Here is a 15,366-nt window from a genome sequence, read left to right as displayed (position 1 = left end):
ATTATGAACCTATCCACGCAAGGCGGTCATCGACCCGCCCGCCCCTGGACGATCTATGTCATCCATCATTCCCACACAGATATCGGCTACACCGAGCGCCAAGAAAGAATTGAGCAATACCATGTGGATTTTATCCGCCAGGCACTAGACATCACGGAAGCCGCACACCGCGGGGAGCGCCCGGAATGGAAAACATTCCGCTGGACCTGCGAGACCTTCTGGGCCGTGGAGAAATTTCTCGAAGAAGCAACTCCGGCAGAGAAAGAAGCTTTTCAACAAGCGGTGAAACGTGGCGATATCGAACTGTCCGGAACCTATCTCAATATGACCGAGCTCCCGGATTTCGACCTCCTTCTGCGGAATCACGGCAAGGCGCAAAGGTTCGCGGAGACCTTCGGACATCGGATCGACAGCGCCATGACCGCCGACATTAACGGGTACAGCTGGGGGTATGCCGAAAGCCTGCTGCAACATAACATCGAGCACCTGTTTTCCTGCATCCATACGCATCACGGCATGTATCCGCTGGGCCGCAAACAAACGCCGTTCTGGTGGGAAAGTCCAAGTGGCGGCAAGCTGCTTGTTTGGAACGGCGAACATTATATGTTCGGCAACGAGCTCGGGTTCTGTCCGGATGCACTGGGTAAATACATCATCAAAGACGAGCTTCAGCATAACTTGATGGAGCCTGAACAACGTCATAACGACATCGCTGCTTTACGGATTAACCGGTATTTATGGAATCTCGAGCAGGAATCCTACCCCTACTCCTTCGTTCCGGTCATGGTCTCAGGCCTAGGCACGGACAATGCATCCCCGAATGCGGATATCGCGGAGTGGATTACGAATTGGAATGAACAATACGGCGACCAAATCACCATTAAGATGGCAACGCTGTCCGAATTTTTTGCAGCATTGAAACAGGAGGACCTGTCCGCGCTTCCGGTACACCGGGGGGATTGGCCGGACTGGTGGACCGATGGGGTGGCTTCAACAGCGATGCATACCCAGATTTACCGGGATGCCCAGCGCACCCTTCGCAAGGTCAAGCGGCTCGATCCGGTCCATGGTGCGGCAAGCCTGACCGAGATCGAGGATGCCTCACAAGCACTGACCATGTACGCGGAGCATACATGGGGCTATCATTCCTCCGTATATGAGCCATGGCACCCGCAGGTGCAAATGCTGGAGGTGCGGAAGCAAGCCTATGCGGCCGAAGCCAGCAAGCTGGCTTACCAGGCGCTGGATAAAACGCTTGTTGCCCGTCAGGGCGCACTGCTTGCCCCTCATCGTCCCTTGCGCTACGAGGTGATCAACACGGAGCCGGCCGCGGCGACGCTGCAGGTCGCCATCCCGCTGGATGGTTGGGAACATGTGATCTTGAAGAAAAAGTTCGAGCTCATCGACGAAACGACCGGACAGGCGTTACCGTACCAATTGGCACACACGGGGGCGCTTGTCACGCAGCTCTCACTTAAACCGGATGAGTCCCGGATCTTGTACATCCATCCGCACGAAACACCGGATGCACTCTCCGCTTCCGGGAACATGGTGACTGCGCGCAACACCGAACCGATTGCATGCGAAGGAATTGCCGACATCCAAACTCAGCCCAAAACTCCATATCCAATCGTTGTGGGCAAGCGTTCGATCGAATCCGAATCCTTTCGGATCGAATGGGAGATGAACGAAGGCATTACGGCATGGATCGATAAGACACGCTCGGCAGACCTGCTGGACGATGCACGCGAGCACGCGCCATTCACCCCCGTGTACGAGGTAACGCCGGCACAGGATGAGCATAATCCGTCCGAAATATGCTCAATCCGCCGCCGCATGGGACGCAACCGGAAGGGCACGAACGTCCAGCGGGATACCGGACGCTTGACCCGAATCACCGTGCTGGACAACGGACCGCTGTTTGCCCTGGTGGAGCTGGTCTTTGACGTGAAAGGGCTCAGCTACTATGCCCTACACATCAAGATGTATGCGAACCAACCTCGTGTCGAGGTGTCCGTCCGCTTCCACAAGGACAGCGTCTGGCTACCGGAGAATGTTTACGTGGCTTTGCCATTCACTATGGGGACTGAAGCCGAGCTATACGTAGAAAAAGCCGGCTGTCATGTCCGGCCATGGAAGGATCAGATTCCCGGAACCTGCCTGGATTACACCAGTGTCCAAGAGGGAATATTCTGGCACTCGGCCAAAGAACGGGAAGCGCTCATTCTGTCCATGACAGACACGCCGCTCGTACAGCTGGGAACGCTGGAGCACGCCCCCCGGCTGCTCCACACCATGCAGTCTGCGGACAGCCGTCCTTCCACGTATGCCTGGATATTGACCAACTACTGGGAAACCAACTTCAAGGCGACGCTCGGTGGCTTCTACGAGTTCCGTTATGCGCTAGAGCGGCATCGCCAGTCGGACCCGGAGCAGGCTGTGAAAGCCCTGCACGCTTCAACCGGACAATTCACGATTCACCGAATCAAATAAGTCAAGATGGAAAACAGCTGCCCTGGTTTCAAGGCAGCTGTTTTTCATTATGATAGGCAGGATGGCCCTCAAGCCGCTCCAGCCCTTATTATTTTTCCACAGTAAGACTACGTCCATGCCCACATGAATCCGTCACGATCCCAAGCGATCCGACCGCCATGCAGTTTGCGGAATGCCTTCTTCACTTCCTTGGACAGTGAGGCATTACCGTTTTCGTTAACGAAAACAAACTCTTCCCCGAAGTTCTCGCGTACATAGCGGATGGCCTCTGTCTGATACAAATTACCCGTAAACCGGATTTCCTCCACCATCCATTCGGCCACCTGCTGCGCTGTATATGTCATATGAACATCGTTCCCTTCTGTATACCTTCACTTATTATAACAGAATGGACGATGGAATCGATTTTTATGAAAACGGCAGACTACATCAAGATCATGGACAGCAATAAAAACTGAACGGAACCCACAATCTCGATGATTCCGACCTTCATCGGTTTCATTGCTTTTCCGGAATACAATAACGTCTTAATGAACGGAAATACGAATGGCAGACACATCCACGGATTCCCGAAGATGATCGGCAGAACCAACATGACGGCATGATATATTCTTGCGTATATCGTCCAGCGCCTGTTTTTCCGCTCACGGAAGACCGATTTGACAAAGAACACGGTGCCCGTGAAATATAGGAAATTATACACAATGACGGCGGCAAGCATCGGATCGAAACCACCGCCCCCCAGCATATAAGCAGCGGCACCTCCGGTACAGAACAGCAGAATCGCGCAAATATCATTTAACAGCGCACGCTCCGCTTTCTGAAGAACATGCCAAACATTCACCATGATCAGGATGAGCAGCACAGGTGCAAACCAGAGCATCGACGGCTTGAAGACAAGCACCGGAATTAGAAAAACAACGGCGATAAGAGCATACACGATCCCCCAGGATATCCAAGTTTTACGTTGGAACGTCTTCTTTAAGGATTGCAGAAACGGATAGGACGCCATGTATAAACATAACCAGGCCAAAAATAGCGGAAGGTGCAGCAGAACCGGCTTGGCTGCCGCCATTCCTATGATATAGGGTACACTGACCATAGCCCAGCCACCATGCTCCCGTGGGATGACAATCCTCATCTTTTTCATGCGTCTCTCCCTCTCCAATCCATCAACTCATACCCATCCTGATTTATATCTTCAGCCATTCGAACAACGGCCAGGCGGATGATAAGTAATATCGCTGAAGGTACCCACATATTGTACGATGTCACCCGATTCGTCCTTTACCGCGTTAATCGTCAGTAGCTCCAAGTACTCTTCTCCGTCTTTCCGGCGGTTCCAAATCTCCCCCTGCCAGCTCCCGTGTTCCCTGATTTCAGACCACATCGCCTGATAAAACGCCGGTGATTGTCTTCCGGACTTCAATACGCTCGGATTTTTGCCGAGCACTTCCTCCTCCGAATATCCGGTTAACTTCGTGAATGCCGGATTGACGGCATTGATCCTACCGTTCGAATCCGTAACCAGAATCCCCTGGCCGGTGGAGTTAAACACCTCGGATTGCACGGAAAGTTTGTCTTGGTAGTACATCCATACCACAATAACGAAACTGGCAAGCGCAACCTGCGATAAGGCCATGAATCCAATGGAATACTGCCCTGTGGCCGAATGGATAAAGGAAAGCATCAGCGGCGGGAAGAATCCGCCAAGGCCGCCCATCATGGACACGATACCGTTCACAATGCCCGCCTGCTTGTTGAAATAAAGGGGCACGAGTTTGAAAATAACGCCGTTTCCGAGACCGGCACCAACGGCAATGGTTAAGCATCCGGCCGTATATAAGCCAATGGACGGAGAGAATGCCAACAGGATGGCCGCAGCCGTGAGCCCTAAGAATATGCCCATTAATAAGAACAGCGGTTTAAATTTATCCGCAAGCCAGCCGCCTACAGGACGTAATAAAGTGGCTACCAAAATGAATCCTGCCGTCCGCATCCCGGCGTCCACCTTTGCAAGCTCGAAATGGGTAACCAAGAAGTTCGGCAAGTACACCGTAAAGGCTACGAACGAACCGAATGTGATGAAATAAAAAAGAGAGAAAAACCACAGTTTTTCATTTTTATATACACCCTTGATCTGTTCCATAATCGGTGTTTTCACCTTGATTTCTTTACGGTCACCTAAGAGTGCATTTAGCACGGCAAATATCAGCAGCAGAATTAAGTACAGCTGGACGGTTTTGGACCATCCGATCTGAGTCGCGATGACCGGTGCAGCAAACGTGGTAATGGCGGTGCCAATGTTGCCCATCCCGTAAATCCCATTTACGAGTCCCAGCTTTTCTTTCGCATAGTATTTAGGCAATGAGGTCACACCGACCGAGAACACGGCCCCTCCGATCCCCAGAAACAAGCCACCGATTACCAAATGCGTAAAGGATGAAGCCGAGCTGATAAAATAAACCGGAAACAGCAGCAGGATAAAGCTGACGATAAAAACAATTCGTGCTCCCACGACATTGGCGTAATAGCCAAGCGGAATCCGGAGGACCGAACCCAGCACCACCGGAATAGCCGTCAGAATAGCGAGCCGGTCTGCCGGAATGGAGATATCTTCTCGAATAAACGGCAAGAGCGCGGAGATGATGACCCATACCATAAAGCCAAGCACCAGATTCATTGTTTGCAGCGGAAGCTGCAGCTTTTTGATCATTTCCATCACCTTTTCTAAAGCGTAATGAATGGCAATTGATCCCCAGCTCCTATTGTACGTGCACCTATTCACAATGCTAATAGGGAAGTTCCCTGAATCTCTCCGGGGAACTTCCCTATTCCTTAAAGCAACAACCCTTTATTGCGCCCTTTTTATATACGTAAGGACTAAAAATCCAGCAATTTTTTCTTTAATGCATATTCCACTAACTCCGGGCGGCTTTTCAAATTCAGCTTGTCCATAATTTTGGCCTTGTGCGCTTCCACCGTCTTGACCGATACAAAAAGTTTTTCCGCAATCTCCTTATTGCCATAACCCTTGGCGATCAAGGGCAGGATCTCAATCTCCCGTTTGGACAGACTGTTAAACGGATCTTGTTCCGCGCTCTCGCTATCTTTCTTAATAAACTCCCGAACCAGGGAAGTAGCCATCTGGGGATGGATATAGGTCCCTCCCTTATGCACCATGCGGATGGCGGAGATTAATTCATCATCCGGCGCATTTTTCAGTACGTAACCTGAAGCACCGTTTTTTAAAACATGAAACAGGTAATCGTCATCATCATACATGGTTAGAATCAGAATTTTCGTGTCTGGAAATTCACTGCTGATCTTGCCGGTTGCAATCAGTCCGCTTTCGCCGGGAGGCATGCTTAAATCCATCAACAGCACATTCGGCCGGTGCTTCGCCACCATGGTGTAAGCCTCCATGCCGTCTGCCGCCGTCGCGACGACCTCCATATCTTCCTGGTAATTCAGAATCATGGAAAACCCGCTGCGGACCACGGCATGATCATCCGCAATCACAATTTTCATGTACCCATCACCTCCGGCTTGTCGTCACCATTCGTAAGCGGAATGTTAAGCTGAATCGTCGTACCCTCACCGGGAGCGGAAAGCAAAATAAACTGACCACCGACGAGCTCTGCGCGTTCGCGCATCCCGTACAGTCCCAGTCCGGTTCCCTTAGCTTCATCAATGACCATGTTAAACCCGACTCCACGGTCCAGGACGGTTAACTGAAGGTAGCCATTCACTTCACATAAGCGTACATGTACCTCATCCGTTCCTGAATATTTCATGGCATTCAGCACCGCTTCCTGGCATACCCGGTACACAACTGTTTCAATCTCGCTGCCGTAGCGGGCTGCCTCTAACTCCGCAGAGAATTCAACCAACATACCGTAATTCTTCGCGATCCATTTAAAATGGGAGCGGAATGCAGCCTCAAGCCCCAAATCGTCTAATGAAGCCGGCCTTAGTTCAACGGATAAATGCCGGATATCATCCAGAAGCCTGGTTAAAGACACCTCGGTCTGTTGCAGTTTCTTGAGCACATCCTCGCCCACATTCATATATTTAACGACGCGCAGGTCGACCAGCGAGCTTAAGAGCTCTTGAGCCACGCTATCATGCAGTTCGCGGGATATCCGCTTGCGCTCGTCCTCCTGTGCCTTGATGACATATTTCAGCATATTCGTCCGCTGCAGCATTTCCTGTGTCTTCTGCTGCTTCGTCAGGTCGAGAAGCATCATCACCCGGATGCCGCGAGCTTCATCGATGATATGGTAACTGGCCGCATAGGGAACGATTCCTTCGCCCCGTGTCTTAAGATAGACTTGGAACGACGAAAACTCGCCATCCGGATAATCCAGATAGCATGTGGAGCAGGTTATGAGATCCTGTTCATCGGTGTACCCTTTGCAGGTTTGGCAGAAGGAACCATCCGCACCAGAATGCATCCTCTCGATCACTTCAATGTCAAGGATGTTCTCTGCGGCCGGATTCATAGCCACCACGCTGCCCTTTTCGTCAATAAAAAAAATGGCTTCCATGCTATTATGATACATGTTTCTAAGCAATTCGCTTAAATGCTCATCCGTCATTTGAATCAAGGCTGTGATACCTCCTTGGCATAAAAAGCACCAAATTCCGTTCCAATTCCTTCCTGAAACGACTCAAAGGACATTGGATCCAGCACGTTTTCCTTGCGATATCCCACAAGCAAAACACCCCTGACGCGAGAGCCTTCCCACAGCGGTACTGCACCAAGGCTTTTCAACTGCTCGGCAACGATAATCGGGTAATTATACAAGTCCCTTGATTCAATATCAGCATTCACGTTTTGAATCAGCATCGGTTTTCCTGTCTTAAACACCATGCCGGCGATGCCTTTGCCGGAATGTAAAACGATGCGCTTATACCTCTCGTTTATATTTCCCGAGGCATACTGCCAGGTCAATACAAATCGGTCTTCAGCCGGCTGCACCAATGCCATGGACACGAAATCGAATTGAAACCGGGCACGAAGCTTATCCATTTCACTTTGGTAGTTAAAGATCGGCTGATTCTTCATTTCCATTACTCCTCTGACGTAGAAAAGAAGGCCAAAAAGCCTTCTTCCGCTCTACGATTCAAATTTACGGTGCTTTCTATACAGAATATATCTTCTACCCACATAATTCAACGGAACACTCCACACATGCACCAATCGAGTAAACGGCCATAAGCCAAAAATACCAAATCCGGCCAAAATGTGAATTTTAAACGCCAGCGGCACATTCACCATCAACGAAGCATCCGGACGGAGCATAAACAATCCACGGAACCACACGGATACCGACTCCCGATAATTGAATTCCGGCTGTACCGCGTTCGTAACCAGCGTGCTGTACATGCCCATAAATACGATGAACAGCAGGAGGACATTAACCGTCATATCGGAAGCGCTGCTCAGTTTTCGCACATTTCGAATGGTGAACCGCCTGGCAGTTAACAGTACCATACCTGCCAGGGTTAGAAAGCCAAATGCGCTTCCGATATACACCGCCCCGATGTGGTACATATGATCACTGATGCCCAGCGACTCCATCCAGGATTGAGGGATGGCCAAGCCTGCGACGTGCCCCCCGATAACCGGTATGATGCCTAAATGAAACATGAGACTGCCCAGCTTGAGATGTTTCTTCTCGATAAACTCGCTAGATTTTGCCGTCCAGTTGAATTGGTCTGTACGGTAACGGTAAATATGACCGACAATAAACACAGCAAGGCAGATATAGGGAAAGATGACCCACAGAAACTGATTAATCATGCTCATGATCTGCCGCCTCCTGATTGAAACATGCTTTGAACGTCTCACGCAGACCTTGAATGAGATGAAGATACGGACTCTTATACTTCTCCAAAGCTTTCAACAGATGATATGTGCCGTCTTCCATTACAGCCAGCATCAAATCCAGGCTCGCTGCCACTTCCTTCTCGCGACCCTGCCAATTCGCCGCATATATAAACTCGCACATCAGCGGAAGATAATCCGATAATTCCGAGCCCGCGATGCCCAGGCCAAACATCTCATACGTCTCTTTAAGTTTGGCGAGCATCTGGCCACGTTCCCGGCCATCTTCAAATTTATAAAAGGTCATGTACAATGTAGATTTCGCCTGAAAGTCGAAGGTCTGGACGTACAGCTCTTCCATGCTGTATTCATGCATGGCCGTCCAGTACGTTCTGACGGATTCGTAGGCCGGGTCCGAGGAGCCAAGCGACTCCTCCATGACCGACGGATGGAAATCCAGCTTCTCCGGATACGTGAGCTGCTGAGCGAAAAAACCGAAAACATGTTTATAATCATGCAGCTTTCCGAGATTAATCACGCCAGATCCCCCCATAGAAGTTTTCTTCGTACAGCTCTTTGCCCGTTTTGCCCTGCAGACCTTCCGGACCGCAGCCGCCGCAGCTTGCGCTGAAGCCTTCGGAGCCCTGTGAACGGTAAACATCCATATGGCTTTCTTTATGCGAAGTCGGGACCACAAACCGGTCATCGTATTTAGCGATGGCGAGCAGCCGATACATCTGCGTCATTTGATGGGCGGTCAACCCAACCCGTTCTAGCCGCGTCTCATCAAACTCAGTCCCCGACGATTGCGCGCGCATATAAGAACGCATCATCGCCATTTTTTGCAGGGCTTCCTTTACCGTCACCGTATCCCCTGCCGTGAGCAGATTCGAGAGATACTGAATCGGTGTACGCATCTCCTCGATCGCCGGGAAAATCATGTCCGGATTCTCGATCGAATCCCTGCCTTCAAAATAGTTCATGATCGGACTGAGCGGCGGCACGTACCAAACCATTGGCAGCGTCCGATACTCCGGATGGAGCGGAAAGGCCAGCTTGTATTCAATGGCCAGTTTATATACGGGCGAGTTTTGGGCAGCTTCGATCCATTCTTCGGTTAATCCGTCCTTGCGCGCCTGCTCGATCACTGCCGGATCATGCGGGTCCAGGAACAGATCGCACTGGGCCTGATAGAGATCCTTCTCATCCGGCATGGAGGCTGCCTCCTGTACCTTGTCGGCATCGTACAGCAGCACGCCCAAGTACCGGATACGTCCTGTACAGGTTTCGGAGCATACCGTAGGCAGCCCGGCTTCAATTCTCGGAAAACAGAAGGTGCATTTCTCGGCTTTATTCGTTTTCCAGTTGAAATACACCTTTTTGTACGGACAGCCCGTCATGCAGTACCGCCAGCCGCGGCAGGCTTCCTGGTCCACCAGGACGATGCCGTCTTCATCCCGCTTGTACATGGCACCGGAAGGACAGGACGCTACGCAGCTCGGGTTCAGGCAATGCTCGCACAGGCGGGGCAGATACATCATGAATGCCTGCTCAAAGTTGAACTTGATTTCTTCCTCGATCTTTTCGATATTCGGATCTTTTGGGCCGGTCACATGGGCTCCCGCCAGATCGTCTTCCCAGTTCGGACCCCATTCCAGATTCATCGTCTCGCCGGTTACCGCCGATTTCGGACGGGCCACCGGCTGATGCTTCTTCTCCCCGGCATTGGTTAGATGCTCATAGTTATAGGTCCACGGCTCATAGTAATCTTTCATTTCCGGCATATCCGGATTGTAAAAGATTTTGCCGAGCGCGATTTTGGACAGCTTGCTGCCGGATTTCAGCTGCAGCTTGCCCTTTTTCAACGTCCAGCCTCCCTTGTACTTCTCCTGGTCTTCCCAGCGGATCGGATAGCCTACGCCCGGCTTCGTTTCCACGTTGTTGAACCACATATATTCCGCACCCGGACGGTTCGTCCAGGTGCTCTTGCAGGTGACGCTGCACGTATGGCAGCCAATGCATTTATCCAGATTCATAACCATGGCGACTTGTGCCTTAATCTTCAAGCCAATCCACCTCTTTCATTTTGCGGACAGCCACGTACACATCCCGCTGGTTGCCGATCGGTCCGTAGTAGTTAAATCCATAGCTGAGCTGCGCATAACCCCCAACCATCTGGGTCGGCTTCACATGTATTCTCGTCGGAGCGTTGTGGCTGCCGCCGCGATCCTTCGTAATTTCCGAGCCCGGCACGTTGATGTGTTTATCCTGCGCGTGATACATGTACATCGTGCCTTTCGGCATCCGGTGACTGACGACGGCGCGAGCGGTGACGACCCCGTTGCGGTTGTATACTTCCAGCCAATCGTTGTCCTGAATGTCGTGAGCCGCTGCGTCATCGTTGTTAATCCATACCGTCGGCCCTCCGCGGAACAGCGTCAGCATGTGCAGATTATCCTGATAGGTGCTGTGAATGTTCCATTTGCCATGCGGCGTCAGATATCGGAGCACGAGTGTATCCTTCCCCCCGGTAATCTGCTTGTCGCGCGGTCCGAATACCAATGGCGGAAGCGTCGGTTTATACACCGGCAGCGCCTCTCCAAACTGCAGGAAAATTTCGTGATCGATATAAAAATGCTGTCTGCCGGTCAGCGTACGGAACGGCACAAGCCGTTCAATATTCGTTGTGAACGGGGAATATCTTCTGCCCATTTTGTTCGATCCGCTGAATACCGGCGTCGGAATGACTTCCCGCGGCTGGGCTGTAATGCTCTGGAACGTGATGCGCTCTGCGGCGCGGTCCGCGGAAATGTCTTTTAGCTGCACGCCGGTGTCCTGTTCCGCCGATTCCCAGGCTCGCTGCGATACCTTGCCATTCGTGGCCGAAGACAGATTCAAAATGGCATCCGCCGCATTTCGCGCCGTATGAAGTTTGGGCAGGCCATTCTTGATCGTGTCATCGTAATAAGTTCCGTTCAAACGCTTCAGCTCTTCATACTCCTCGGCTACCGAGAAGCTGACGCCATGCGCTCCGACTTTACCTGTAGCCAGGTTCGGACCGAGCGTTATATATTTGTCGTGAATTTTGGTATAGTCCCGCTCGACCACCGTCAGATTCGGCATCGTTTTGCCAGGTATGGCCTCAATCTCCCCCTTGCGCCAATCCTTCACTTCACCGTATGGCTGGGCGATCTCGCTTATGGAGTCATGAGAGAGAGGTGTGGTGACCAGGTCCTTATATATTCCCGGAAGATGGCTCTTCGCCATATCTGAGAAGACTTCGGCAATCGTTCGGTATATATCCCAGTCCGACCGGGATTCCCAGAGGGGATCCACTGCCGGATTAAACGGATGCACAAAAGGATGCATATCGGTTGAAGACAAGTCCGTTTTCTCATACCAGGTTGCTGCAGGAAGGACGACATCTGCGTACATCGGAGTTGATGTCATCCGGAAGTCCAAGGCAACAAGCAGATCCAGCTTGCCTTCGACTTCTTCGCGCCAGACCATTTCCTCCGGCTTATCCTCTTCATTCGGCGTCGAGAGCAGGCTGTCGGAAGCGCCCAATAAATGCTTCATGAAATATTCCTGACCCTTGGCAGAGCTCGAGATCAGGTTCGAGCGCCAAACGAACAACGATCTCGGGAAGTTTTCAGGCGCATCGGGATCTTCGGCCGCAAACTTCGTATCCCCGGAAACAACTTGTTCAAGCGTATGCTTCACAATTTCCTCATGGGTGGTTTTCCCCAGCTGCGCTGCTTCCTCCGCAAACTTCAGGCTGTTTTTGTTGAACTGCGGGTAAGATGGAAGCCATCCAAGTCTCGCGGCAAGCACATTGTAATCCGCCGGATGCTGGTAACGGATCTCCCCGCCCGTTGGTGATTTCAGAGAATCGGCTCCCATTTCTTCGTACTTCCATTGGTCAGTCGCAAAATAAAAGAAAGATGTCGCGTTTTGCTGACGCGGCGCTCCCTGCCAGTCTTTAGCAAATGCAACCGTGGACCAGCCCTCGATCGGGCGGCATTTCTCTTGGCCGACGTAATGCGCCCAGCCGCCGCCGTTTACGCCTTGGGAAGCCGTTAGAATGACCAGATTCAAAATGGAGCGGTAGATCGTGTCGCTGTTGAACCAGTGATTAATGCCCGCACCCATGATGATCATGGAGCGGCCGCCGGTATCCAGCGAATTCTGCGCAAACTCCCGGGCAATCTGAACCACGATGGATGGCTTCACACCGGTGATTTTCTCCTGCCAGGCCGGGGTATAGAAGGAGTCCGCATCCTTGTACCCGTCTGCATCCAGCCCGCTGTCTGCCTGTCCAATGCCATACTGGCTCAGCATCAGATCGTATACCGTTACCACCAGACGCTGCGTCCCGTCCGCCAGCTGAATGGTCTTCGCCGGAATATGGCGTTCGAAAGTGCCGTTGGCGTTGTTATCGAAGAACGGGAAGGAAATCGTCTGTCGCTCTCCACCCTGAGGCTCCACGGATAGCGCCGGCGCAATGATCGAGCCGTCCTCGCGCTCCAGGATCAGGTTCCATTTCTTGTCCTGCTCCCAGCGCTGCCCCATCGTGCCGTTCGGAACCGTGATTTCATTGGTATTCTCGTCGATAATCACCGGCTTCCACTCGGCATGCTGCGTGGTATCGCCCAAATCGCTTGCCCGCAGGAAGCGTCCCGCCTTGTATCCCCCCTCAAACTCATCCAATAGAATGAGGAAAGGCATATCCGTATATTGTTTCGCATAATTCAGGAACATCGGTTCCTGACGCTCATGATAGAATTCTTTTAAAATAACATGCGTCATGGCCTGTGCAATTGCGGCATCGGTTCCGGGATTCGGAGCCAGCCAGTTGTCGGCAAACTTAACGTTCTCGGCATAGTCCGGCGCGACCGACACAACCTTCGTGCCTTTGTACCGCACCTCCGTCATGAAGTGGGCGTCCGGCGTCCGCGTTAACGGCACGTTCGAGCCCCACATAATAAGGTAACCGCCATTGTACCAATCGCTGGATTCCGGCACATCTGTCTGCTCTCCCCAGATTTGTGGAGATGCCGGCGGCAAGTCCGCATACCAGTCATAGAAGCTGAGCATTTCTCCCCCAAGCAGGGAAATAAATCTGGCTCCTGAAGCATAGCTGATCATCGTCATGGCCGGAATGGGCGTAAACCCGGCAATCCGGTCTGGCCCGTATTGGCGGATCGTATAAATGAGCTGCGCGGAGATCAGCTTCGTGGCCTCCTGCCAGGACACACGGACATGACCGCCTTTACCCCGCGCTTGTTTATAGGACTTGGACTTCTCCGGATCTTCGACGATGCTGGCCCAAGCGGCGATCGGATCGCTGTGTTGGCTTAAGGCCTCTTTCCACATATGCCATAGCCTGCCGCGCATATAAGGGTATTTCACTCGCAGAGGACTGTATTCATACCAGGAAAATGAAGCTCCACGCGGGCATCCGCGTGGTTCGAATTCCGGCATATCCGGCCCGCAGGAAGGATAATCAATCTGTTGGTTTTCCCAAGTGATGATCCCGTTCTTCACAAAAACCTTCCAGCTGCAGGAGCCTGTGCAGTTCACGCCATGCGTCGTCCGTACCACTTTGTCATGCGACCAGCGCTTGCGGTACATATCTTCCCATTCCCTGCTTTTCTCCTCTAGAACGGACCAATTGTCAGAATAGCTTTCCATCCTCTTGAAGAACTTCAGCCCCGACTTTCGTTTCATAGGACAGTTCAACTCCTTCTGCTTGAATGACAATGATTGGGGAATCAATATGCCGTCCTTCGTATAACTTAATTATGAGTGGCCTCTTCCTTGGTTCCTATTAGGGAAACACCTATATTCCTCCGAGAATTCCCTTGTTGATGGATTGTCGCCCGGACTGCCCTATCGAAAGGAGCGAGCCGTGCACGGAGCGCTTTTTGAACGAAAAAAGGGATGTCCCATAAGACCTGAAGATCTTATGGGGCATCCCTAAGGCTTTCATTATGAATCTGGTTGACGAACATATGAAAAACGTCGATCGACGTACTTTTTCAGACAGACCGATCGATCATTCCCCGATCTTCACCGGGACCCCCGTTTCGGCCGACTGCAAAGCAGCAAAGGTAATTTCCATGGTTTTAAACGCATCCTCGTAGGAGGATAAGATTCCAGAGGGATCCCCGGTGCGAACCGCGTGGATGAACACTTCGTTCTCCCGAAGATACGGGTTAGCCGCATTGCGGTATTCCGTCATACTTCCTTTTTCCTTAACGATGAGTTTATCGGATTGAATGCCGATGACCCCCTGCTCCGTATAAATATCCAAGCCGGCCCGATCCGACTCCGGCAGCATGCAGGTATTGGAGATTGTTGCCACGGCGCCGGATTTTAATTTCAGCGTCGCGGTACCTACGTCGTGCACCGTTACCCCCTCATGAATATCCTTCATCGCTCGATGGGCATAAGCCGCATACACTTCATCCGCTTCACCCAGCAGGCAGCGAAGCAGGTCAACTATATGGGTGGTTTGCTCGATGAATTGCCCTCCCGAGCCTTCCTGCTGTCTCCACCAGTACACCTGCGGCATGTCTCCCATCCAGTAGCCAAGCGCCATCCCGATCTCCCGGCCTTCCAGCAGCTCGGCAGCCTTGATGGCTGCATCCGTATAACGGAAATGGTACCCTGCAGACGTAATCAAACCGGCCTTCTTCACCTCATGCAGAATCTGCCTTGGCGTATCGAGGTTCGTGCCCAGCGGCTTCTCGACCAAAAAAGGAATGCCCCGCTCCACTACCTGGGCTTCGATCTCTCCGTGCGCAAACGGCGGGACGCAGATATAAACCGCATCCGGCTTAGTTGCATCCAGCATCTGTTCAACGTTGCTGTACGCCTTGGCCCCGGCATAGCCCCGCACCGCTTGTTCCGCTTTCTCCTGACTCGTCCCAACAAAGGCGGCAACGTTAACTCCGTCCATGTTGGACAAAATATCTGCATGTACTTTGCTAAACCAGCCTGTGCCTATGATTCCAATTCGCAATGCCATGTAATCC

General features: G+C 51.9%; 12 protein-coding genes. 1 reads left to right on the top strand and 11 read right to left on the bottom strand.

Annotation, left to right across the window (positions count from 1 at the left end):
- Positions 1 to 3 precede the first annotated feature (3 nt).
- The gene (locus ACOZB4_RS14200) at positions 4 to 2,493 is read left to right on the top strand and encodes a glycoside hydrolase (protein ID WP_379406447.1); all 2,490 of its coding nucleotides are present in this window, start codon (positions 4 to 6) and stop codon (positions 2,491 to 2,493) included.
- Positions 2,494 to 2,600: 107 nt separating this feature from the next.
- Here ACOZB4_RS14200 and ACOZB4_RS14195 read toward each other — a convergent pair whose 3' ends face one another.
- The 11 genes from ACOZB4_RS14195 to ACOZB4_RS14145 form a co-directional block, all read right to left on the bottom strand.
- On the bottom strand, positions 2,601 to 2,837 hold the full coding sequence (locus ACOZB4_RS14195; RefSeq protein ID WP_076320777.1) for a DUF6953 family protein: 237 nt from the start codon (positions 2,835 to 2,837) through the stop codon (positions 2,601 to 2,603).
- 80 nt (positions 2,838 to 2,917) lie between these two features.
- A complete protein-coding gene (locus ACOZB4_RS14190; protein ID WP_379406448.1) occupies positions 2,918 to 3,643 on the bottom strand; it encodes a YwiC-like family protein in 726 nt (241 codons plus the stop codon).
- A gap of 51 nt (positions 3,644 to 3,694) precedes the next feature.
- The gene (locus ACOZB4_RS14185; protein ID WP_379406449.1) at positions 3,695 to 5,209 is read right to left on the bottom strand and encodes a nitrate/nitrite transporter; all 1,515 of its coding nucleotides are present in this window, start codon (positions 5,207 to 5,209) and stop codon (positions 3,695 to 3,697) included.
- A gap of 167 nt (positions 5,210 to 5,376) precedes the next feature.
- The gene (locus ACOZB4_RS14180) at positions 5,377 to 6,024 is read right to left on the bottom strand and encodes a response regulator transcription factor (protein ID WP_076320774.1); all 648 of its coding nucleotides are present in this window, start codon (positions 6,022 to 6,024) and stop codon (positions 5,377 to 5,379) included.
- Positions 6,021 to 7,103 (bottom strand): ATP-binding protein, encoded by a 1,083-nt coding sequence (locus ACOZB4_RS14175; RefSeq protein ID WP_379406450.1) that lies wholly within the window; start codon positions 7,101 to 7,103, stop codon positions 6,021 to 6,023. Before ACOZB4_RS14175 ends, ACOZB4_RS14180 begins: the two co-directional genes overlap by 4 nt.
- Entirely contained in the window at positions 7,100 to 7,564 is a 465-nt protein-coding gene (locus ACOZB4_RS14170) for a GAF domain-containing protein (protein ID WP_339272033.1), read from the bottom strand. The genes ACOZB4_RS14175 and ACOZB4_RS14170 overlap by 4 nt, the downstream gene beginning before the upstream one ends.
- A 51-nt stretch (positions 7,565 to 7,615) precedes the next feature.
- Positions 7,616 to 8,308 (bottom strand): respiratory nitrate reductase subunit gamma, encoded by a 693-nt coding sequence (narI, locus tag ACOZB4_RS14165; RefSeq protein WP_379406451.1) that lies wholly within the window; start codon positions 8,306 to 8,308, stop codon positions 7,616 to 7,618.
- Positions 8,295 to 8,864: a nitrate reductase molybdenum cofactor assembly chaperone gene (gene narJ / locus ACOZB4_RS14160; protein ID WP_379406452.1), complete on the bottom strand. Its 570-nt coding sequence runs from the start codon at positions 8,862 to 8,864 to the stop codon at positions 8,295 to 8,297. Before narJ ends, narI begins: the two co-directional genes overlap by 14 nt.
- Positions 8,857 to 10,392, bottom strand: coding sequence for a nitrate reductase subunit beta (gene narH / locus ACOZB4_RS14155; protein WP_379406453.1), 1,536 nt, complete (start codon positions 10,390 to 10,392; stop codon positions 8,857 to 8,859). The genes narJ and narH overlap by 8 nt, the downstream gene beginning before the upstream one ends.
- Complete coding sequence (locus ACOZB4_RS14150; protein ID WP_379406454.1) at positions 10,382 to 14,056, bottom strand: nitrate reductase subunit alpha; 3,675 nt, start codon at positions 14,054 to 14,056, stop codon at positions 10,382 to 10,384. Before ACOZB4_RS14150 ends, narH begins: the two co-directional genes overlap by 11 nt.
- A 328-nt stretch (positions 14,057 to 14,384) precedes the next feature.
- Entirely contained in the window at positions 14,385 to 15,359 is a 975-nt protein-coding gene (locus ACOZB4_RS14145; protein WP_379406455.1) for a Gfo/Idh/MocA family protein, read from the bottom strand.
- Between the last annotated feature and the right edge of the window lie 7 nt (positions 15,360 to 15,366).

This window comes from Paenibacillus sp. NPDC058898 (genome assembly GCF_049316025.1).
Lineage (GTDB): Bacteria > Bacillota > Bacilli > Paenibacillales > Paenibacillaceae > Paenibacillus_AQ.
This window is presented reverse-complemented; position numbering and strand designations above follow the sequence as displayed.

Coding starts and splice junctions, on each gene's coding strand:
- ACOZB4_RS14200 (WP_379406447.1), top strand. CDS start 4: ATGAACCTATCCACGCAAGGCGGTCATCGACCCGCCCGCCCCTGGACG.
- ACOZB4_RS14195 (WP_076320777.1), bottom strand. CDS start 2,837: ATGACATATACAGCGCAGCAGGTGGCCGAATGGATGGTGGAGGAAATC.
- ACOZB4_RS14190 (WP_379406448.1), bottom strand. CDS start 3,643: ATGAAAAAGATGAGGATTGTCATCCCACGGGAGCATGGTGGCTGGGCT.
- ACOZB4_RS14185 (WP_379406449.1), bottom strand. CDS start 5,209: ATGATCAAAAAGCTGCAGCTTCCGCTGCAAACAATGAATCTGGTGCTT.
- ACOZB4_RS14180 (WP_076320774.1), bottom strand. CDS start 6,024: ATGAAAATTGTGATTGCGGATGATCATGCCGTGGTCCGCAGCGGGTTT.
- ACOZB4_RS14170 (WP_339272033.1), bottom strand. CDS start 7,564: ATGAAGAATCAGCCGATCTTTAACTACCAAAGTGAAATGGATAAGCTT.
- narI (WP_379406451.1), bottom strand. CDS start 8,308: ATGAGCATGATTAATCAGTTTCTGTGGGTCATCTTTCCCTATATCTGC.
- ACOZB4_RS14150 (WP_379406454.1), bottom strand. CDS start 14,056: ATGAAACGAAAGTCGGGGCTGAAGTTCTTCAAGAGGATGGAAAGCTAT.
- ACOZB4_RS14145 (WP_379406455.1), bottom strand. CDS start 15,359: ATGGCATTGCGAATTGGAATCATAGGCACAGGCTGGTTTAGCAAAGTA.